19 protein-coding genes are annotated in these 21,369 nt (G+C 65.4%); 14 read left to right on the top strand and 5 right to left on the bottom strand.

Features of this window, described 5'->3' with window-relative positions; translation table 11 throughout:
* Positions 1-78 precede the first annotated feature (78 nt).
* Positions 79-1,749, top strand: a complete 1,671-nt coding sequence (gene aceB, locus AC1DDG_RS04500) for a malate synthase A (protein ID WP_476875083.1) — start codon at positions 79-81, stop codon at positions 1,747-1,749.
* 216 nt (positions 1,750-1,965) lie between these two features.
* On the opposite strand, the gene AC1DDG_RS04495 is transcribed toward aceB, so the two are convergent.
* The 4 genes from AC1DDG_RS04495 to AC1DDG_RS04480 form a co-directional block, all read right to left on the bottom strand.
* Positions 1,966-3,084 (bottom strand): MFS transporter, encoded by a 1,119-nt coding sequence (locus AC1DDG_RS04495; RefSeq protein ID WP_476875082.1) that lies wholly within the window; start codon positions 3,082-3,084, stop codon positions 1,966-1,968.
* A gap of 224 nt (positions 3,085-3,308) precedes the next feature.
* Positions 3,309-4,049, bottom strand: a complete 741-nt coding sequence (locus AC1DDG_RS04490) for a ThuA domain-containing protein (protein WP_476875081.1) — start codon at positions 4,047-4,049, stop codon at positions 3,309-3,311.
* A 1-nt stretch (position 4,050) separates the two neighbouring features.
* Positions 4,051-5,145, bottom strand: coding sequence for a Gfo/Idh/MocA family protein (locus tag AC1DDG_RS04485; protein ID WP_476875080.1), 1,095 nt, complete (start codon positions 5,143-5,145; stop codon positions 4,051-4,053).
* Between the two features lie 51 nt (positions 5,146-5,196).
* On the bottom strand, positions 5,197-6,420 hold the full coding sequence (locus tag AC1DDG_RS04480; RefSeq protein WP_476875079.1) for an ROK family transcriptional regulator: 1,224 nt from the start codon (positions 6,418-6,420) through the stop codon (positions 5,197-5,199).
* A 177-nt stretch (positions 6,421-6,597) separates the two neighbouring features.
* Between AC1DDG_RS04480 and AC1DDG_RS04475 the strand changes: the two genes are divergently transcribed.
* The 13 genes from AC1DDG_RS04475 to AC1DDG_RS04415 all read left to right on the top strand — a co-directional run bounded on the left by AC1DDG_RS04475 (position 6,598) and on the right by AC1DDG_RS04415 (position 19,228).
* Positions 6,598-7,707: a Gfo/Idh/MocA family protein gene (locus AC1DDG_RS04475; protein ID WP_476875078.1), complete on the top strand. Its 1,110-nt coding sequence runs from the start codon at positions 6,598-6,600 to the stop codon at positions 7,705-7,707.
* The gene (locus AC1DDG_RS04470) at positions 7,704-8,522 is read left to right on the top strand and encodes a hypothetical protein (RefSeq protein ID WP_476875077.1); all 819 of its coding nucleotides are present in this window, start codon (positions 7,704-7,706) and stop codon (positions 8,520-8,522) included. Before AC1DDG_RS04475 ends, AC1DDG_RS04470 begins: the two co-directional genes overlap by 4 nt.
* 96 nt (positions 8,523-8,618) lie before the next feature.
* Positions 8,619-9,941, top strand: a complete 1,323-nt coding sequence (locus tag AC1DDG_RS04465) for an ABC transporter substrate-binding protein (RefSeq protein ID WP_476875076.1) — start codon at positions 8,619-8,621, stop codon at positions 9,939-9,941.
* A 12-nt stretch (positions 9,942-9,953) separates the two neighbouring features.
* Positions 9,954-10,910, top strand: coding sequence for a carbohydrate ABC transporter permease (locus AC1DDG_RS04460; RefSeq protein WP_476875075.1), 957 nt, complete (start codon positions 9,954-9,956; stop codon positions 10,908-10,910).
* Positions 10,910-11,803, top strand: coding sequence for a carbohydrate ABC transporter permease (locus AC1DDG_RS04455; protein WP_476875074.1), 894 nt, complete (start codon positions 10,910-10,912; stop codon positions 11,801-11,803). The genes AC1DDG_RS04460 and AC1DDG_RS04455 overlap by 1 nt, the downstream gene beginning before the upstream one ends.
* A 47-nt stretch (positions 11,804-11,850) precedes the next feature.
* Positions 11,851-12,600, top strand: coding sequence for a sugar phosphate isomerase/epimerase family protein (locus AC1DDG_RS04450; RefSeq protein ID WP_476875073.1), 750 nt, complete (start codon positions 11,851-11,853; stop codon positions 12,598-12,600).
* On the top strand, positions 12,597-13,715 hold the full coding sequence (locus AC1DDG_RS04445) for a Gfo/Idh/MocA family protein (protein WP_230118744.1): 1,119 nt from the start codon (positions 12,597-12,599) through the stop codon (positions 13,713-13,715). The genes AC1DDG_RS04450 and AC1DDG_RS04445 overlap by 4 nt, the downstream gene beginning before the upstream one ends.
* Positions 13,716-13,725: 10 nt before the next feature.
* Positions 13,726-14,940 (top strand): Gfo/Idh/MocA family protein, encoded by a 1,215-nt coding sequence (locus AC1DDG_RS04440; protein ID WP_476875072.1) that lies wholly within the window; start codon positions 13,726-13,728, stop codon positions 14,938-14,940.
* Position 14,941: 1 nt separating this feature from the next.
* The gene (locus AC1DDG_RS04435) at positions 14,942-15,943 is read left to right on the top strand and encodes a sugar phosphate isomerase/epimerase family protein (RefSeq protein WP_476875071.1); all 1,002 of its coding nucleotides are present in this window, start codon (positions 14,942-14,944) and stop codon (positions 15,941-15,943) included.
* Positions 15,944-15,948: 5 nt separating this feature from the next.
* Positions 15,949-16,587, top strand: coding sequence for a 3-keto-disaccharide hydrolase (locus AC1DDG_RS04430; protein ID WP_476875070.1), 639 nt, complete (start codon positions 15,949-15,951; stop codon positions 16,585-16,587).
* A complete protein-coding gene (locus AC1DDG_RS04425) occupies positions 16,584-17,474 on the top strand; it encodes a TolB family protein (RefSeq protein ID WP_476875069.1) in 891 nt (296 codons plus the stop codon). Before AC1DDG_RS04430 ends, AC1DDG_RS04425 begins: the two co-directional genes overlap by 4 nt.
* Before the next feature lie 4 nt (positions 17,475-17,478).
* Positions 17,479-18,516, top strand: coding sequence for a Gfo/Idh/MocA family protein (locus AC1DDG_RS04420; RefSeq protein WP_230118739.1), 1,038 nt, complete (start codon positions 17,479-17,481; stop codon positions 18,514-18,516).
* Positions 18,517-18,694: 178 nt separating this feature from the next.
* Positions 18,695-19,228, top strand: coding sequence for a GNAT family N-acetyltransferase (locus tag AC1DDG_RS04415; RefSeq protein ID WP_230118759.1), 534 nt, complete (start codon positions 18,695-18,697; stop codon positions 19,226-19,228).
* Here the strand turns inward: AC1DDG_RS04415 and AC1DDG_RS04410 are convergent, their stop codons facing one another.
* The gene (locus AC1DDG_RS04410) at positions 19,229-21,361 is read right to left on the bottom strand and encodes an amylo-alpha-1,6-glucosidase (RefSeq protein WP_230118738.1); all 2,133 of its coding nucleotides are present in this window, start codon (positions 21,359-21,361) and stop codon (positions 19,229-19,231) included.
* Between the last annotated feature and the right edge of the window lie 8 nt (positions 21,362-21,369).

Raw genomic sequence — 21,369 nt, 5'->3', positions numbered from 1 at the left:
ACACCGACACCTTCGGCCTGGTGAGGACCGCACCTGAGTGCGTGTCGCCGTCGTTCTTCCTATTTAGGAGCAATTGAGATGAACAGCTTCACTGACAACTTCACCATCAACGGGATTACGTTGACCGCGCAGCCGATTTGCCGGCAGGGCGAGGTTCTTACTCCGGACGCCCTTGACTTCGTCGCCAAGCTGCACAAGGCGACCACCGGGCGGCGTGAGGAGCTGCTGCGGGCCCGCAAGGCACGGCGGGAGGACATCGCAGGGGGCCAGGATCCGCGCTTCCTCCGCGAGACCGAGTCCATCCGCAACGATCCCCACTGGCGGGTTGCTCCCCCGGCTCCGGGCCTGGAGGACCGCCGCGTCGAAATCACCGGCCCGGTGGACAAGAAAATGACCATCAACGCGCTGAACTCGGGCGCCAAGGTCTGGCTCGCGGACATGGAAGACTCCTCCACGCCGTCGTGGCGCAACGTCATCCAAGGGCAGCTGAACCTCACGGATGCCCTGGAACGCCGCATCGACTTCACCTCCCCGGAAGGCAAGGAGTACAAGCTCCGCGCCGCCGAGGATCTGCCCACCATTGTGGTCCGTCCCCGCGGCTGGCACCTGCCCGAGAAGCACATGCTCATCAACGGCACGCCCATTGCCGGCGGGATCGTGGACTTCGGCCTGTACTTCTTCCACAACGCCCGCCGCCTCCTGGCCCAGGGCAAGGGTCCCTACTTCTACCTGCCCAAGATCGAGAACCACCTCGAAGCCCGGCTGTGGAACGACATCTTCATCCTGGCCCAGGACCTGCTCGGTATTCCACAGGGCACCATCCGCGCCACGGTGCTGATCGAGACCATCACGGCATCCTTTGAGATGGAGGAGATCCTCTACGAACTGCGGGACCACGCCTCGGGCCTGAACGCCGGCCGCTGGGACTACATCTTCTCGCTCATCAAGAACTTCCGCACACGTGGCCCCCGCTTCGTCCTGCCGGATCGTGGCCAGGTGACCATGACCGCACCGTTCATGCGGGCCTACACCGAACAGCTGGTGCGCGCCTGCCACAAGCGCGGCGCCATGGCGATCGGCGGAATGGCCGCAGCCGTTCCCAACCGCAAGGACGAGGCCGCCAACGCCAACGCCTTCGAAAAGGTCCGCGTGGACAAGACCCGCGAGGCCGCCGACGGCTTCGACGGATCCTGGGTGGCCCACCCGGACCTGGTTCCGGTGTGCCGCGAGGTGTTCGACGGCGTCCTCGGCGACCGCCCCAACCAGCTGGACCGCCTGCGCGAGGACGTCATCCCCGACGACCGCGCCCTGATCAACGTGGCCGCCACCCAGGGCACGATCACGGAGCAGGGCATCCGGAACAACATCGAAGTCGGGATCCGCTACATCGAATCCTGGCTGCGCGGCAACGGCGCGGTGGCCATCCACAACCTGATGGAGGACGCCGCCACCGCGGAAATCTCCCGCTCGCAGCTGTGGCAGTGGATCTACTCCCGCGCCATCACTGACCACGGCGAGATCATCACGAAGCAGTGGGTTGAGGACATGCTGGACGAGGAGTTCGCCGCACTGGAACGCTTCGACGGAGACCGCTTTGCTGACGCCCGCGACATCTTTGAGGAAGTCACGCTCAGCGACAAGTTCCCCAGCTTCCTCACCGTTCCGGCGTACGCCCGGTACCTGCATGAGGCCCGCCAGGGCGTGGACGCCACGGCCGAAGCGATCGAGGACGAACTCGTAGCCGCCTAGAGATCTCCGTCCGCCGGGCTGCCACGCCTCCGCAACAGCACCCCCGAAATCCGGGGAGGCAGCCCGGCAACGGAACCACCTTCCAGCGCGAACGAACACTAGAGGCGCCTTTCCTAGGGGGCTTAGGTGTTCGTTCGCGCTTTTGCGTGGAGGGCTTGAGTGTTCGTTCGCGCTGAGGAGTTTTATGGCGGGCAGGAGCCCGACGGCCGGTGGTGCCTAGCGCTGTTTCGGCACCTTGCGCACTGACAGCGTTGTTCCCAGGATGAACGCCAGCACCGAACCCAGGATCAGCAGCAGCGGGAGGGACCACGTGCCGGAGATGCTGTGGACGTAGCCCACGACAGTCGGGGCCGCCGCGGCGAAGCAGTAGCCCACACCCTGGACGACCGCCGACATCCGGCCGGCCGAGACCTGGTCGCGGGCCAGCTTGATGATGGCGATGAAGATGACCGTGATGCCGCCGCCCTGGGCCGCGCCGCCGAGGGAAGACCATAGCCACCACAGCTGGGGCGCCGCCAGCAGTCCCAACGGCACGCTCAGCCACATGGCACCCAGGGTGAGGGCAACCGCCGTCGTGCTGGCAAAGCGCGCCACCATCGGAACCCCAAGGCCGCCCGCGATCGCAAGAATCTGGAAGAGCGACGACCCCGCGCCGGCGGCAGCCGGCGCCATCCCCAGTTCGTCAGCGAGCAACGTGGGCAGCCAGGCCGTGACGCCGTAGTAGGAGATGGCCTGGCCGGCGAAACCGACGGTCAGGCCCACGGTAATCCAGCGTGAAGGGGGGCGGCCGCTGGCTGGCGGCCCACCGGAGCCGTCGTCGGCGGCGGGTACCAATGACCCGCGACCGGCGGCGGGCACCCAGAAAGCTATTGCGGCGACAGCGAACAACGCGCTGGCGGCCAGTGCCGGGCGCCAGCCCCACAGTTCGGCGAGGGGCGCCGTGACCACCGAGGTGAGGAAAGACCCGATGTTGAGGGCCGCGGTATAGATGCCCATTGCGGTGCCCTGCCGGCGGGAGGAAAAGTCACGCCGGATGATCAGCGGCACCGCTATATTGCCCACCGTGATGGCCACGCCCAGGATCACCGTCCCGAGCATCACCAGCACGCCGCCGCCGGCGGACCGGACGATGACCCCTGCCAGGACTCCAAGAAGGGTCAGCGTGATGGCCACCTCTGCGCCCAGCCTGCGCGCCGCCAGCGACGCCAGGGGCGCAGCGAGCGAAAAGCACAGCACCGGGATTCCGGTGAGCAGACCCAGTTCCACGGGCGAAAAGCCGAGATCCTGCTGCATTGGACCCACCACGGGTGCGACCGCCACGAACGGTCCCCGCATGTTAAGGGCGATGAGTCCTATGCAGGCGAGGAGAACCCAGCTGCCGGGGACCCTGGAGCCCAGGCGGGCCCTCACAGCGCGGCCCGGGCTGGCGGCAGGAAAATGGCAAGCGGTTTCATCACTTCATTGCTATCACGGCGGGCTTATGTCGAAAGAATAAAAGTCGGCGGGCCGGGTCACATCGCTGCGCTCCGGCCCGCCAAGACATGGTCGTCAGTGCTCAGTTACAGATACCAGTCCCGCGGCGCGTTGCTCACTCCCGGGGCGGCCCGGAACTGCTTCGGCTGAGCCACCCAGCCCACCGCGTTGGCGATCACCTGCCGAATCTGGGGCTGGTGATAGACGGGGTACTCCTGGTCCCCCGGGCTGAAGTAGAAGATCCGGCCCTTGCCCCGGGAGAAGGTCACCCCCGAACGGAAGACTTCGCCGCCTTCAAAGGAGCTGATGAAGATGAGGTCATCCGGATCCGGGATGTCGAAGAGTTCGCCGTACATCTCCTGCTTCGGAATCACGATGGGGCTTTCCACACCGGCGGCAATCGGATGCGAAGGCTTGACGGTCCACACGAGTTCGCGTTCGCCGTCGTTGCGCCACTTAAGCGAGCAGGTGGTGCCCAGCAGCGCGGTGAAGATCTTCGAGAAGTGGCCGGAATGAAGGACGATGAGCCCCATGCCGCCCAGTACGTGGCGCTGCACGCGCTCGACCACCTCGTCGCTGACGTCATCGTGGGCCACATGGCCCCACCACAGCAGCACGTCGGTCGCGGCCAGGGTCTCCTCCGAGAGTCCGTGCTCCGGGTCTGCCAGCGTGGCCGTGGTGATGCCGGAGTCCGGGTAGAAACCCTTCAGCCCGTCCGCGATGGCGCCGTGGATGCCGCTGGGGTACATCTCGGCCATGGTTTCAGGCTGGTTGCGGGCTTCGTGGACGCCTTCGTTCCACACCAGGATGTTGAGTTTGTCAGTCATGTCAGAGCCTCACTTCGCGCTGTTCGAGGGCGGACTTGTAGCAGGCATCGAGCACCAGCGCGCGGCTCAGCGCGAGTGAGCCGTCGTGGGCGCCCCACTCGGTCTCACCTCCGCGGACGGCGGTGACAAAGTCCTCCACCACTGCGTCGTGCGCACGGCCCGGCTCCGCCACCACCTCGTAGTCCGCGTTCTCGCCGTCCTTCTCCTTGAAGATCCGCAGGCCTGCGACGGGGGCATTGGAGGCCCCGACGGCGCGCAGTTCCGCTCCGCCGTCGGTACCGTAAACCGTGAAGTCCAGCAGGTCGTCCTCCTCCCGGTACGCCGCCCAGCCCGCCTCGAGGATCAGGGTGCCGCCGCCCTCCAGTCGGATGAACGCCGACGCGAAGTCTTCAACTTCAAACTTGTGGGCGGACTGCAGGGCGGTGTACCGGGCGTTGCCGCCGAGGCCGCGGGGGCCCAGCTCGGAGTGCGTGGAGGCCGAGACAGACAGCACTTTCGGTTCGCCCAGCAGGTGCAGCGAGTAGTCCAGGACGTGCACGCCGATGTCCGCGAGGGGGCCTCCGCCCGCCAGCGCAGGGTTCGTGAACCAGCTGCCCAGCATCGGGATCCCCTGGCGGCGGAGCCAGGATGCCTTGGCGTAGTACGGGCGGCCGAGTTCGCCGTCGTCGATGATGCCTTTCAGCTTCTGGATATCGCCCCGGCGGCGGTGGTTGAAGGCGACGTCCAGGACGCGGCCGGCCTTGCGAGCAGCCTCGACCATACTCCGGCCCTCTTCGCCGTTGCGGGCCAGCGGCTTTTCGCTCAGGACGTGCAGTCCGCGCTCAAGCGCCGCAATGGCAATCGGTGCGTGCAGGAACGTGGGCACGGCGACGCTGACGGCGTCGAGTCCTTCGAATCCGATCAGGTCCTCCCAGCGGGCGAACGTGTGGGGAATGCCGTACTCGTCCTTGAGGCTGCCCAGCAGGTCCGCCTCCTGGGCAGCAACGGCCACGAGCTCCACGCCGTCAATATTCTTGTAGGCCTTGATGTGCTGTTGACCGGCCCATCCGATCCCCACAACGCCGACCTTCAGGGATGCGGGCTGCTGATTGCTCACGTTTCATGCCTCCGTTTCACTTCAGTCTGACTGTCGGTCTGGCTGTTCCGACTACCCCGTAGCCTGCAGCGTGGCCTCGATGACCGCCGGGGACAGCACATGCTGGGTAACCATCTGGCTCGCACCCAGTACCGCAGCCTGGTCTCCAGCCATGGACAGGCCGATGCGCAGGTGCGTGGTGGCAAGGGGCAGGGATCTCCGGTAAACAACTTCGCGCACGCCTGCCATGAGATGCTCGCCGGCCTGGCCAAGGCTGCCTCCGATCACAATGACGGAAGGGTTGAGCAGGTTCACCACCGTGGCGAGCACGTCGCCGACGTCCCGGCCTGCCTGGCGCAGCGCCTGGATGGCCGGCAGGTTGCCCGCGGCCACCAGGCGAAGCACGTCCCCTCCGTTTTCAGCCTTGAGCCCCTGCGCCGCCAGCGAATGGGCCACCGCCGGGCCGGATGCCAGCGCCTCAAGGCAGCCGTAATTGCCGCACCGGCACAGCACCTCGTCGCCCCTGGGAACCCGCACATGGCCAAGGTCCCCGGCCGTGCCGTTGGCGCCGCGCTGCAATTCACCGCTGCTGATGATGCCGGCGCCGATGCCCGTGGCCACCTTGATGAACAGGAAATTGTCGTGCTCAGGCCAGTGGGCGGTGCGTTCGCCCAGCGCCATGATGTTGACGTCGTTGTCCACCAGTACCGGAACAGGCAGCGAGCGCTGGACATAGCGGACCACGTCAAACCCGTCCCAGCCCGGCATGATGGGGGGCTTCACCGGCATCCCGGTGGCGTGTTCCACGGGGCCGGGCAGCCCGATGCCAATGCCGGCAAGGTCCCCCGGCGCCCGTCCCGTCTCCGTGAGCAGCGACGTGGCCTCGGCGACAATCCGCCCCAGCACGGCCTCCGGCCCCTCGGCCACGTCCTGGGCCAGCCGCCTCTCCGTAAGAATGTTCCCGCCGAGGTCGGTGACCGCAATGATCACGTGCGTCGCCCCGACGTCGACAGCCAGCACTGCCCGCGCGGCCGGCTTGAAGGCAAACCGCGACGGCGGCCTGCCGCCGCTCGACGTCGCCTCACCGGCCGGGCCCACGAGCCCGGAGGAGATAAGGGCGTCAATGCGGGAAGCCACGGTTGAACGGGCAAGCCCGGTGGTCAGGGCCAGTTCCGCCCGCGTTCGCGCCTTGCCGTCGCGGAGGAGCTGAAACAGGTCGCCGGCGCGGGACAGACTGCCGACGCCGTCGGCAGTAGTCAGCTCCGCTGTGTTGCCTGTACCCGTTCGTGGACTCATGGATCCTTGATAGCACGATTGCTTCTGGGTGTCACACACCAGAAAGATTGTCGGAGACTTTCCGACTTTTGCTTGACGATCGACAAAAGTAGTTCTAGCTTTGGCTGTGAGCCCCATCACCAAGCAATCGTGGACAGGGGCATGCAGTGTTCCAGCGATTACAAAGAGGTAATAATCTTGTCGAGCGAACAACAGGCATCACAGGCGCCGCTTGGTGTCGGAATTCTGGGCGCAGGGCCTGTCACCCAGGCAATTCACCTCCCCTCGTTGGCCAGGCTCGGCGACATTCTCGAGGTGCGCCACATCATGGATGTGGATCCCGCCGTGGCCGAATCAGTTGCCGGCAGGGTTGGAGCACGCTTCAGCACCAGCATGGAAGAACTCCTCGCCGATCCCGATGTGGACATCGTTGCCATCTGCAGCCCGCACCAATTCCACGCGGCGCAGGTGATCGCCAGCTGCCGGGCCGGCAAGAAGGCGGTGCTGTGCGAAAAGCCCTTCGCCATGAGTGGCGAGGAAGCAGCCCGCATATCCGCCGTTTCAGCCGAAACCGGCGTTCCCATCATCGTCGGCGCCATGCACACCTTCGATCCGGGCTGGCTGGCGGCCGAGGAGGCCTGGGAGGATCTGCCTGAGCAGGTCCACACGATCCGGTCCTCCATTGTCCTGCCGCCCAATCCGCGCTTTGAGGACTTCGCCACGGAGATCGTCGGCCGGGTGCCGATGCCGGATCGCGACTCAACGGACCCCGAAGTCATCAAGGCCATGCTCCAGGGCGGAGTCATGGGCCTGGCCATCCACGATCTTCCCCTGGTCCGCCGTTTCACCCGCGACTTTGCCTCCGTGGAAGTCCTGCACGCGGAGATCGCCCGACCCTTCGGCTATGTCATCTCCCTGCGGGCCGGGGATGTCACCATCGAACTGCGCGCCGCCATGAACGCCACCTGGGAACCGTCCTGGGTATTCGAGGCCATCGGCAATGACGCGGCACTGAAGATCGACTTCACCCCGTCCTATGTTCACGCAGGCTCCGCAACAGCCCAGATCCGGAAACCCGGGCAGACCACGGTCCTGGGCCCCTTCGGCCACAACGGCTATGAGGGCGAATGGCGCAAACTGGCTGAGCTGGCGCGGGGAACGGGCCGGCCGCCGTCTGCCGAGACACTCATCCATGACCTTGAGTTCGCGCTGGCAATCGCCGAGTCGGCCGCAGGCCGGTTTGATACAGCCCAGGTTAATGCCGGCACTGCCAGCGGGACCACCGCAGATCAGGAGATCAACGCATGACCACGCAGCTGTCCGTATCCGCGGATCCGCAGGCCGAAGCGTCAGGTGCGGTCTCCGCCGTGGTTGCTTCCCTCCCCCTGTCCTTTGCCGCGGCGGCGGGAACGCCCGATGCCGGCACACCGGATGTCGTCGCCGTAGCCGGTCATGCAGGGTGGGCCGAACGCGCCGCCGAAGCGATCCGCAGCGGCGCCAAGGGCGTTGTGGTCTCCGCGCCGGTGGCCGAAGACCTTGCCGGGCTGACCGCTACGGCATCCGCCGCGGGGTCCGTCGTTGTGCTTGACCAGCAGTGGGCCGGAAACGTGGCGCTGGCCGGCGCGAACGTCCGCGGCGCGATTGCCGGCGCCATCAAGGACGCCGTACTGCTGGACTCGGTTGCCGTGGCGCCTCCCGGAACGGATCCCCTGCACCTGCTGACCGAACACCTCGCCGTCTTCCTGCAATGCGGGATTGACCTGCAGGACGTGAGGCTGATCCAGCGCAGCGCGAACGGCTACACCGTGGCTGGAGTCCTTGCCGGTGGAGTGCCTGCAGCGCTCCAGGGCATCATCACGTCGGCGTTGCCTTCCACGGCCAGCGTTTCGATTCTCACATCAGCGGGACGCGCCGACGTCGTACTGCCGGACCCGGCAGCAGCGTGGCCGGCCGAAGTGCGCATGGTAACGGCAGAAGGGGCGACGACGCTTCCCACACTGTACGAATCATCCCACCGGACCAGCTGGTCGAGGGTCCACTCGCATCTGTCTTCCGGGACTCCCGCCAACGATCTGGCGCGGTTCATGGCAGTTACTTCACTCCTTAGCCAACTCAACAGCTAGTCAGCACCACCAGCATTCCAATTCCAGAGTCACTATCCGCTCATTGTCGAGAAGGGGCCGGGCATTCACTTAGCCCGGACCTGAAAGGAAACCATCGTGTCTACCAAATCCTCCATTGCATCCTCCGCCTTTTCGCGCCGGGGATTCCTTGGCTTCGCCGCCGCCGCGGCGTCCGTTCCGCTCCTGGCCGCCTGTGGCGGCGGCTCGGCCTCCCAGGGCGGCGGCGGAGGCAACGGCGTCATCAAATTCTGGGACATGCCGTGGGCCACCCCGGCCTACAACGACGCCGCCAAGAAGCTCGCCGAAGGCTTCTCCGGAGCCAACAGCAAAGCCAGCTACCAGATCATCCAGTGGAACAACTTCTACCAGACGTTCTCCTCGGCCATCGCGTCCAAGACCGGTCCCGCGGTATCCACCGGCGGCGGTTTCCAGGCCTTCCAGTTCGAGAAGCAGGGCCAGATTGCCTACGCGGACAAGGTGATCGACGCACTCAAGAAGAACGGCCAGTTCGACGACTTCCTGCCGGGCGTGCTGGACCCGTTCAAGACTGACAAGGGGTACGTAGCCGTTCCGTGGCAGCTGGACATGCGCGTGTTCTGGTACCGCAAGTCGCTGTTCGAGAAGGCCAACGTGGCACTTCCGACCGACTGGCCGTCCCTCCTCGAAGCCGGCAAGGCACTCAAGAAGGTCGGCGCGTTCGGATTCACCACCGGTGCCGGGTCAGGCAACAACTACGCCAACCACTCCATGATCATGATGATGGTCAACAACGGCGGCGGTGTCTTCACCAAGGACGGCGAGCTGGACCTGATGAACGACCGCAACGTCGAGGCCATGGAATTCGTCCTGGAACTGGTGTCCAACGGAATCGTCGATCCCGCTGCCGTCAGCTACACCACGGACAACATGTCCGCCCAGTGGAAGGACGGCAAAGCCGGATACGGTCTGTTCCAGGTCAATGTCCCGCAGCGCGTTGGCGACACCTCCGGTGACCTCCTCGTCGCGGACCCCATCAAGGGCCCGCACGGGGACAAGGCAACCATCGTTTTCCCCAACAACATCATGATGTACACGAATACGCCGTCGCAGGAGGCGTCCGAGGCGTTCCTGGTCTACTACCTGGGCCAGCTCAAGGAACTGTGGCGCCAGAAGCTGATGTCCGCCCTGCCAGTCTTCAAGTCCATCACCGAGATCCCCGAGTTTGCGTCCGACCCCAACAACGTCAAGATCGTCAAGGACTGGCAGCCCATCGCCAAGACGTTCGCTTCCCAGGGCAACACGTTGAACGCCAACCTCGCAGCCCTCGATGGCGGCCAGGCACTGAACCAGTTCAGCCAAACCATCATTACCGGCAAGTCCGATGCCAAGACCGCGCTGCAGACCTTCCAGTCCGCCCTCGAATCGGTTCTGAAAAAGTAGAGCGGCAAGTCCATGACAACTACCACAGCGCCGTCCGGACTTACCCGGGCCCGCAAGGGAATCGCACCCGGCGGGGGCGGGTCCGGCAACCGCAAGAGCAAGCTGTCCGCACAAACCACCAGAACGTTCTTCTGGCTCCTGCTCCCGTCCGTGGTCCTGCTGGTCCTGATCCACGGCTATCCCCTTATCTACGCGGCCGTCCAGGCCACGCACGACGGAAACCTGCTGCAAACCGGAAACTTCGTCGGCGGCGAGAACTTCGCCACTGTCCTGTCCTCCCCGGCATTCTGGAAGGCAGCGCAGTTCACCCTGATGTTCACCATCGTGGGTGTCTTCGGATCGTGGCTTGTGGGATTGGGGCTCGCGCTGCTGCTCCGCACCAGGATCCCCGCCGGCGGAACCTTCAAGGTCCTCCTCCTGCTGCCTTGGGTCGTCCCCATCGTGGTGTCCTCCACCGCCTGGAACTGGCTGGTGGCAACCCCGGACAGCCTGATCCCGTCCCTGTTCCGGAACCTCGGCCTGGGCACTCCGCTGTTCCTGGCCGATCCCAACCTCGCGGCCATCACGGTCATGATGTTCAAAGTCTGGGTCAGCTTTCCGTTCATGATGATGATGATCTCGGCGGCCCTCGCCTCCGTGGACACCACCGTCTACGAAGCGGCCAGCATGGACGGCGCCACGCGCTGGCAGCAGTTCAGCCAGATCACGCTTCCTTTGATCGCCCGGTCCACCTACATCTCCTGGATTTTGATGACGATCTTCTGCGTCAACGACTTCCCCACCATCTACCTGCTCACCGGCGGCGGCCCGGTCAGTGCCACCACCTCCCTGGTGGTCCTGGCCTACCGCACGGTCTTCCAGGACTTCGCCACCGGACCCGGCGTCGCCATCGCCTTCCTCATGACCATGACCTTGGTGGTCATCTCCGTCATCCTGTACCGCCAGATCCGAAAGTCGAGTGTTGAATAATGAGCGCAGCAGTCCACGCCCATCCCCGATCCGGCCCGGTCCTGGGAGTCGCTGACACCGGCAAGAAGCGCCGTACACTCTCCGAAGCGGGCGATCGCGGCCGCTGGTGGCGGTTCACCGCCATACTGGTGATCACCGCCGTCGTACTGGTCCCCATCATGGTCACGGTGGTGCTTGCATTCACCCCCGGGCCCACCAGCGCGGCCACGGGCCTGACGTTCGAGAACCTCGCCAACGTCTTCTCCGGCACGCTCGCCGCCACCTGGCTGCAGAACAGCCTGATCACCACCCTGTCCACCGTCCTGGTGTCGGTCGCCGTCGCAGCCCCGGCCGGCTACGTCCTCTCCCGGGGCCGGTCCAAAGCGGTCTCCGGGTACTCCCTGCTGCTTTTCGTCATGCAGTCACTGCCCATCATCACCTCAGTGGTCCCGCTCTTCATCCTGTTCGCCGGCATGGGACTGGTGGACAACCTGCTGGGCATCACCATCATCTATGTCGGCTCGACCATGACAGTCGCGACGTGGATGATGGCCGCGTACTTCGATTCCATCCCGATCAGCCTCGAAGAGGCGTCATGGATCGATGGCTGCTCCGTCTTCGGATCGTTCACCAAGGTGGTTCTCCGTAACTCGCTTCCCGGCATCCTCTCCACCGCGATCTTCGCCTTCCTGCTGGCCTGGAACGACTACCTCGTAGCCATCGTGTTCCTGCGCTCCAACGAGATCTTCACCCTGCCCATGGGCGTGCAGTCGTTCTTCCAGCAGAACGCGACTGACTGGACGTCCGTTATGGCCCTCGCCGTGGTCATGATGCTCCCACCCGTCATCGTGTTCGCCACCCTGAACAAGTACTTCAGTGTCGGCGGCATCGGCGGATCCCTCGCCGGCCGCTAGGCCCTGACCCATTTTCGAGAACAATCCAACTCCCGCAAAGGAACGACATGTCTTATTCACTCCAGCTGTACACCCTGCGCAATGCCATCCAGGAGGACCTGCCCGGCACCATCAGGAAGGTAGCCGAGATCGGCTTTACCCAGGTTGAGCCCTACAACTTCGTGGCCACGGCCAAGGAACTCGGTGCAGCGCTGAAGGAAAACGGCCTCACCGCCCCGTCCGGCCACGCTCCCCTGCTCAGCCAGGACCAGGACGAAATCTTTGCCGCCGCCAAGGAACTGGGCATCAGCACCGTCATCGACCCCTACCTGCCGGCAGAACACTGGCAGTCCGCCGAGGACATCCAGGGCACCGCAGCCAAGCTCAACGCCGCAGCCAAGAAGGGCGCCGAATACGGCATCCGCGTGGGCTACCACAACCACGCCTGGGAACTGGAGTCCACCATCGAAGGCCAGACCGCCCTGGAGTACTTCGCAGGGCTGCTCGACCCTGAGCTGGTCCTGGAAGTAGACACCTACTGGGTCGCCGTGGGCGGCCAGGACCCCGTGGCCGTGCTTGAGCGCCTCGGTGACAGGGTGAAGTTCATCCACATCAAGGACGGGCCCCTCAGCACCGACACCAAGGCCCAGCAGCCGGCCGGCCAGGGGAAGATCGCCGTGTGGGACGTTATCGGCGCGGCCAAATCCCTGGAAGTGGGTGTCGTGGAATTTGACGACTATTCCGGTGACATCTTCGACGGCATCGCCCAGAGCCTCGCCTTCCTGAACACCGCGGCAAGCGAAGGCGCGCGCGCATGAGCGGCGCAGCTTCGCGCCGGGGGCCGGTCGGCGTCGCCGTCATCGGCGCCGGTGTCATCAGCAAGCAGTACTTGGACAACCTCACGGTCTTCCCGGACTTGAAGGTCCACATCATTGCCGACCTCTTCGAGGAGGCCGCCGAGGCGCGGGCGAAGGAATACGGCATCCCCGAATGGGGCGGGGTGGATGCGGCACTGAACCACCCCGACGTCGAGATCATCGTCAACCTCACGATCCCCGCAGCCCATGTTGAAGTGGCCACCGCGGCCGTCAACGCGGGCAAGCACGTCTGGACGGAAAAGCCGTTCTCGCTGGACCGCGAATCCGGGCTGGGACTGCTCAAGGCAGCAGACGCGGCCGGGCTGCGGCTGGGCTGCGCCCCGGACACCTTCCTCGGCGCCGGCCTCCAAACGGCACGGCGGCTGATCGAGCGCGGCGACATCGGCACTCCGCTGACAGCCATGACCACCTTCCAGACCCCGGGACCGGAATCCTGGCACCCGAATCCGGCGTTCCTCTTCCAGTACGGTGCCGGACCGCTGTTCGACATGGGCCCGTACTACCTCACGGCCCTGGTACAGACCTTCGGCGCCATCCGGAAGGTGGCCGCCGTCGGCTCCAAGGCCAAGGAAGTCCGCGTCATCGGCTCCGGCCCGAAGGCCGGCGAGGAATTCACCGTCGAGGTCCCCACCCACGTCAGCGCCATGGCCCAGTTCGAGGGCGGCCAGTCCTCGCACAGCGTCTTCAGCTTCGAGTCCCCGCGCCTGCGGATGGGATTCGTGGAGATCACCGGCACAGAGGCCACCATCTCGCTCCCGGACCCCAACTTCTTCGACGGCGCCGTGCGGCTCTGGCGTGCGGGAGACGAGGACTGGACCACAATCCCGGCCACCGGTCCGGCCAACGGCCGCGGCATGGGCGTTCTGGACATGGCCCGGTCCATCCGAGCGGGAGTCCCGCACCGCGCCACCGGCAACCTCGCCTACCACGTTCTGGACACCATGGTCTCGATCTCAGAGTCGATGGAATCGGGAACCTTCGTGGATGTCGAAAGTTCGGCGCCCGCGTCCGCAGCCCTCCCCGAGGACTGGAACCCCACCGCACCCACACTTTAGGAACAGTGCAATGACTTCCCAAGAATCCCAAGGAACGCGACCGGGAACCAGGACTCTGGGCGTGGCGATGATCGGGTACGCGTTCATGGGCAAGGCCCACTCCAATGCCTGGCGGAACGTGGCCAGCTTCTTCGATGTCCCGGCCTTCGAGCAGAAAGTCCTCGTGGGCCGGGACGCCGGCCAGGTGGCGGCGGCCGCGGCCAAGTATGGGTGGGCGGAGTCCGCCACAGACTGGCGCACGGTCTTGGAGCGGGACGACATCCACATCGTCGATATCTGCGCGCCCGGCTGGATGCACGCCGAGATCGCCATCGCCGCGCTCGAGGCCGGCAAGCACGTGCTCGTGGAGAAGCCGCTGGCCAACACCCTGGCCGAGGCAGAGGCCATGACCCACGCCGCCCGGGCCGCGAGGGAACGCGGCGTGCAATCGATGATCGGCTTCAACTACCGCCGTGTCCCCGCCCTGGCACTGGCCCGCGAGCTTATCGCCGAGGGCCGGCTTGGACGGGTCCGGCACGTCCGGGCAGCCTATCTGCAGGACTGGCTCGTGGATCCGGAGTCGCCGATGACCTGGCGCCTGAACAAGGAAACGGCAGGATCCGGCGCCCTGGGCGACATCGCCTCCCACGCGATCGACCAGGTGCTCTTCCTCCTCGGCGACGCCGTGACCGAGGTATCCGGCCGCATGCACACGTTCACCACCCAGCGGCCGGGTGCCCACGGCATGGAAGAAGTGACGGTCGACGACGCCGCCTGGGCCACGCTGTCCCTCGCCTCGGGGGCCATCGCCTCGGTTGAAGTCTCGAGGGTGGCGACAGGCAGGAAGAACTCCCTGACGCTGGAGATCTACGGCGACAGGGGGACCATTCTGTTTGATCTTGAGTCTCTGAATGAACTCGGATTTTTGGATGCCAGCGCTCCGATCCGGGAACAGGGCTTCCGCCGCATCCTCGTCAATGAACCGGAGCACCCCTATCTGGCCGCGTGGTGGCCCCAGGGGCACACCATCGGCTGGGAGCACACGTTCACCCACGAAATCCGGGACTTCCTCGCCGCGATAGCAACAGGGACCGCGCCGTCCCCGTCGTTTGAAGACGGCCTCACCGTCCAGCGTGTCCTGAACGCCGTCGAAGAGTCCTCGGCCGCGAAAAGTGCCATTATCCAACTCATCCCGCCCACCGGCGCGACGGCAGCCGCTGCCGCCCCGGTCACCGAAGGAGCCTGACATGCCCCGCCCGTATACCCTGTTCACCGGCCAGTGGGCCGACCTGCCCTTCGAGGAAGTTGCCCGGCTCGCGTCCGGATGGGGCTATGACGGCCTGGAAATCGCCGTGTCCGGGGACCACCTGGATGCCTGGCGCTGGGACGAGCCCGGCTATGTCGAGTCCAAGCTCGCGGTCCTGGAGAAATACAACCTGAAGGTCTGGGCCATCTCCAACCACCTCAAGGGCCAGGCTGTGTGCGATGACCCCATCGACTTCCGCCATGAAGCCATCGTCGGCTCGAAGGTGTGGGGCGACGGCGACCCCGAAGGCGTCCGCCAGCGCGCCGCGGAGGAAATGAAGCACACCGCCCGGCTCGCCAAGGCCCTCGGTGTGGACACCGTCGTCGGGTTCACCGGCTCCTCCATCTGGCAGTACGTCGCGATGTTCCCGCCGGTTCCGGAGAAGGTCATCGAGGCCGGCTACCAGGACTTCGCGGACCGCTGGAACCCGATCCTGGACGTCTTCGACGACTGCGGGGTCCGCTTCGCCCACGAAGTCCACCCTTCCGAGATCGCCTACGACTACTGGACCACCGTCCGGACCCTCGAAGCGATCGGGCACCGCGAGGCGTTCGGCCTGAACTGGGATCCGTCCCACTTCATGTGGCAGGGCATCGACCCCGTCTCCTTCATCTGGGACTTCAAGGACCGGATCTACCACGTGGACTGCAAGGACACCAAGCTCCGCCCCACCGGCCGGAACACCGTCATGGGCTCGCACCTTCCCTGGGGCGACCCCCGCCGCGGCTGGGACTTCGTCTCCGCCGGACGCGGCGACGTCCCCTGGGAATCCTCCTTCCGCGCCCTCACCGCGATCGGCTACACCGGCCCCATTTCCGTCGAGTGGGAAGACGCCGGCATGGACCGCCTCCACGGCGCCCCCGAAGCCCTCGCCGCGCTCAAGAAGTTCGATTTCCCCGCCTCCCAAACATCCTTCGACGCCGCCTTCAGCAGCAAGGACTAGCGGAGATGGGTTTTCCCAACACTGCTGCGGCAGGCCCGCCGGACACTGCCTCTGAGGCTGAAGCGCCCGACGGCGGTGGGTACTTTCCGCTGTTCGACGGCGTCAGTCTGTCCGGCTGGCGCACTGTGCCCCGCGTCTACGGCACGGAATACCCGGGTGGTCCGAGCATCCTGGAGCTGTTCGACCGCCGCGGCCTGGCGCGGCCGGTGGAACCCGAGAAGCACGCGGCTCACTGGTTCGTGGAGGACGGAGTCCTGGTGGGCGAGCAAGACTCCCCCGGCAGCGGGTACGGCGGCTACCTGGTCAGCGAGCAGGCGTTCGGCGACGTCGAGGATTTCCTCACAGTGTGGCGCTGGGACGACTGGAACGACTGGAATGAGCTAAGGATCCGCTGCGTAGGAACACTGCCGGTCATCACCACCTGGGTCAACGGCCTCAAGGTCGCCGAACTGGACACCGCCAGCCTTGACTCGCCCAACTACGATCCCGACGCTGTCCTTGGAGTGCTCGGCGAGCGCGGCCACATCGCGCTCGAAGTGCACGACAATGACGCCATGTTCGGCGAAGCCCGCTGGGGCAAGGGCGCACAGTGCGGGTGGCGGAACATCAGGATCAAGGATCTTACGAAAGAAGAAGCAAGGTGATCCGCACCCTCCAACCCGGCCAGCGCTGCGAGGTATGGGCCGCCTCGGTCTCCGGAGAATCCACGCTGGTGTACTCAACGGAGGACGTTCTCCTGGAGGCACCGAACTGGACCCTCGACGGCGGTTCACTCGTCCTCAATGGCGACGGGAAGCTCTGGAAGCTGGACGTCGCCGGCGCGTCGCTGACAGGAGTGCCTCTCACCGGCGTCCCGGACCTCAACAATGACCATGTCCTGGACCCGGACGGTACCGGCATCTACCTCTCGGCGAATGACGGCCACATCTACCGTGCCGAGCTCAGTGGCGGCCAGGCCGAGCGCATCACCAAGGACGACGGATCCTTCCACTTCCTCCACGGGGTGAGCCCGGACGGTCAAGAGCTTGCCTACGTCGGTATCGAAGCGGGCGACTTCACCCAACCCGGCAGGCTGATGACCATCCCGGCCGACGGCGGCGCAACCGCCAGCGTCAATGTCGGCAGCGGCCACTGTGACGGACCGGAGTATTCCCCGGACGGAAAGTGGCTCTATCTGAACACGGAGTCCTTTACCTCTCTCCCGGGCCACGCCCAGCTTGCCCGTGTGCAGGTTGACGGGAGCGGGTTCGAGCGCCTCCTGGAGTCCGACACCGTCGACTGGTTTCCGCACGTCTCTCCCGACGGGCGCTTTGCCTGCTACATCCGGTTCCCCGGCGGAACCGAAGGCCACCCCGCCGACTTGCCTGTCGCCGTCGTACTTGTCTCCACCGGTGACTGGGCAACGCCGCTGCACACGTGGTCCCTTTTCGGTGGCCAGGGTACCCTCAACGTCACGAGCTGGTCGCCGGACTCTGAGCGCTTTGCGTTCGTGGCGTACCCGCTCTCTAGCTCAGATTCAACAAAGGACTAATCACGTGGCCAACTACAGCAACGGCACCTCTGACGGACAAATCCGTTGGGGAATCCTCGGCACCGGATTCATCGCCGGTCTGCAAACGCAGGACCTGATCGACAACGGTTTTACTGTCCAGGCCGTCGGCTCCCGCACGGTGGAGTCGAGCAAGTCATTCAGCGACAAGTTCCACATTCCCACTGCCCACGAAGGCTACGAAGCGCTGGTTGAGGATCCGGACGTTGACGTGGTTTACGTTGCCACCCCGCACACTTTCCACCATGCCCACGCTCTCCTCGCCCTGAACGCCGGCAAACACGTGCTGGTCGAGAAGCCGTTCACCATGAACGCCCGCGAAGCGCAGGAGATCGTGGCGCTGGCCGAGGCCAAGGGCCTTGTGGTCCTGGAGGCCATGTGGAGCCGATTCCTCCCCCACATGGCCCGCATCCGCGAGATCATTGCCGAGGGCACGCTCGGCGAAGTCCGCAAGCTGGTGGCCAGCCACAATCAAAACCTGCCGAAGGATCCTGCGCACAGGCTGAACGACCCCGCGCTGGGCGGCGGAGCGCTGCTGGACCTGGGCATCTACCCGGTTTCGTTCGCTTTCGACGTGTTCGGCACTCCGTCCGCCGTTCGGGCAAGTGCCTCGATGACAACCACGGGCGTGGACCGCCAGACTGCGGCAATCTTTGAGTACGCACAGGGACAGCAGGCCCTCGTGGACTGTGAGCTGGATGCCGCCGGAGCGAACCGGGCAGTGGTTATCGGGACGGAGGGTTGGATCGACATCGAGTCCACTTGGTACAACCCCACGCCTTTCACTGTGTATGACACGCGCGGAAATGTTGTGGAGAGGTTCGACCAGCCCGTCAAGAGCCGGGGGATGCAGTACCAGGCGGTTGAGCTGGAACGCCTGGTCCGGGAAGGCTCCACTGCCGGTACCACTCTCCCGCCGAACGAGAGCGTGGCGGTGATGGCCGCGATGGACGAGATCCGCCGCCAGATCGGGCTTAGCTACGACGCCGATGCCGTGCCGGAAGGGACAGTCTCGAATGACTGACACCGTCTCGCCGCGGATCGCTGAACTGCGGCAGCACGAGGAAGAACTCGTTTTCGCGAGTTTTGACCACCACGATGCGTGGCGCCTCGGCTCTCTCATCGCCGACCATGCGATTGCCGAGGGCCATGGCGTGGCGATCGAGCATACCTGTACAAGACACTCTCGTCGGAGGACCTGCATGACGCACACTATCCGCAAGGCGGCCGCGGACGACGCCGGGCGGCTGGCCGAGCTGGCTGCCGTCACCTTTCCGCTGGCATGCCCGCCCGGATCATCGCGTGAGGACATCGCTGCCCACCTCGCCAACACACTCAGCGAGCGCCACTTCCGTGCGTACCTCGCCGATCCCGCGGTGACGGTCCTGGTCATTGATGCCGGCGAAGACCTCCGCGGCTACAGCCTGCTCGTGGACCGGCCAACCTCCGATCCGGGCGTGGCCTCCGCGCTCAATGCCCTCCCGTCGGTCGAGCTCAGCAAATGCTATGTGCACCCGGACCATCACGGTCTCGGCGCCGCGGCCGAACTCATGCACGCGAGCCTCGAGTCCGCCGCAGGTACTGGGGCCGCCGGGATGTGGCTCGGCGTCAACAGCGAGAACGCCAAGGCGATCCGGTTCTACGAAAAGTCCGGTTTCCGGAAGGTGGGAACCAAGTCATTTCAGCTGGGCAGCACCGTGGAACATGACTTCGTGATGGAGCGCAGGCTGGGATAGCTAACCGCCAAGGTCACTGTTAAGGGGCGGACGCGGCTCCTTCCGGAGCTTCAGTTCGGGAGGCAACCCCTCCACGCTCCCCTCCCCCCTATGGGCCCGGATGGTGATCCTGGAGCGGCCCAAGAGGACGTTTTCTGCCCGGACATCGCCGAGCTCGGCCGGCAGTATGGGCGCCAGGTGCAGGACATTCCGCGTGAAGTCTGGGTCAAAGCGCAAAAGAATCCGGGCCAACTGCACCGGAGCGGCTGCTGCCCACGCCTGCGGGGAGCAGGCTGTGGGGTACGGCACCGGCTCCGGGAAGTCACTCCGGTCAAAACCGCAGAACAGCTCCGGCAGCTGTCCGTCGAAATGCGCGGCGGCGGCAAAAAGCCCGCCCGCGACCCGGCGGGCCTCGTCCACGAAGCCGTAGCGCATGAGCCCGGTGGCCACCAGTGCCGTATCGTGCGGCCAGACGGAGCCGTTGTGGTAGCTGACAGGGTTGTAGGCGCCCATATCCGAGGCCAGTGTCCTGATGCCCCACCCCGTAAACATCTCCGGCGACATGAGTCGCTCGGCGACCATGGGCGCCTTGTCCTCATCGACTATTCCTACCCAGAGGCAGTGGCCCATGTTTGATGCGCACGAGTCCACCGCCTGCTTGTCCTTGTCCAGCGCGATGGCGAAATACCCCTTGTCGGGCAGCCAAAACCGCTCGTTGAACGACGCCTTCACGGTGGCAGCACGCTCGGCCCAGTGGTGTTCCAATGACGAGTCCCCGGCCCAGCGGGCCAGCAGCGACCGGCCCACGTAGGCGGAGTAGACGTAACCCTGGACCTCGCACAGTGCGATGGGTGGCTCAGCCATCCTGCCGTCGGCGAAATTAATCCCGTCCCACGAGTCCTTCCACCCCTGGTTCAACAATCCGTGGGGGTTGGGCCTCAGGTACTCCACGAAGCCGTCGCCGTCGCGGTCCCCGAAGTGCTCGATCCAGTCCAAGGCACGGTCCGCATGCGGCAGCAGCGAACCGATGATGTCCTCGCCCAGTCCCCAACGGCTGAGCTCACTCAGCACGGCCACAAACAGCGGGGTGGCGTCGGCCGTGCCGTAGTAGGAGGTACCCCCCAGCGCCAGGCCGGCATTGACGCCAAACCGCACTTCATGGGGGATCCGGCCGGGTTCCTCCTCCGAATCGGGGTCCACCTTCGTGCCTTGAATTTCGGCCAGGGTTTGCAGCGTCCCGGCGGCCAGGCCGGGGTCCACGAGCAGGGCCATGTAGGAGGAAAGCAGTGAATCCCGGCCGAAGAGCGCCATGAACCATGGGGCACCGGCGGCGACCGCCACCCTCCCCGAGTGTGCGGCATCAAAAATCCGCAGGGACCCCAGATCGCTCTGGCTGCGGCTCAGCACGTGCTGAACATTCCAGTCGGTGACGGTAATGCGCGGTACGTGTTCCGCCCACGCGATATGCCGCTGCACACCCGTCCGTTGGTGGGGCGAGGCCGTTTCGCTGAACGGTTCATCGGGCCCCTTTCCGTTGATCAGCGGCACCACGATGACGCTCGTGGACCACTGCCCCCGGGGCGGGATCTCCACCCGGAATGTCAGTGCATCCTCCCGCACGTGCGCGGCGGCTGCTCGGAGAACCGTGCCCCGGCGCTGGCCGTTGCGCTCGGCCTCGATAAGGAGCTCCCCGTCATGGACGCTCCTGCGAACGACAGCCCCGGTCGTCACCCTGGCGCCTTTGACGTCGAAGAGATCGGCCATGTCGGAATCGAGGCTAAGTTCGATGTCACACACGGCTGCCTCGCCAGAGTAATTGCGGATCGTGATGTCGTCCCGCAGCCCGGGGCCCACGTGCCGTTGCTGCTGAACCACCAACGGGCTGTCAAACCTCCCGTCCGCCCACCGGGCCCGCCCTACGAACGTCGCTTGGAAAGCGGTGGGCGTCCTGGCTACCAGCGGTTCCCGGAGTGCTCCGTTGACGCGGAGCATCCAGCGGGAAACGATCCTGGTGTCCTGGTAGAAAACGCCTTGCGTTCCACCCGTCACAATGTCTCCGCTGTCGGACGAGATGCAAAACGACGATCCTTCTACGACTGTCACCGCGCCTGCTTCCGAGGGACCTGCCTCCGTATCGGAGTTCCACGCATTCACGGGCTGCT

Source organism: Arthrobacter sp. 10L430 (genome assembly GCF_056395245.1).
Note: the sequence above shows the minus strand (reverse complement) of the source record. Positions and strands in the feature narration are given on the sequence as shown.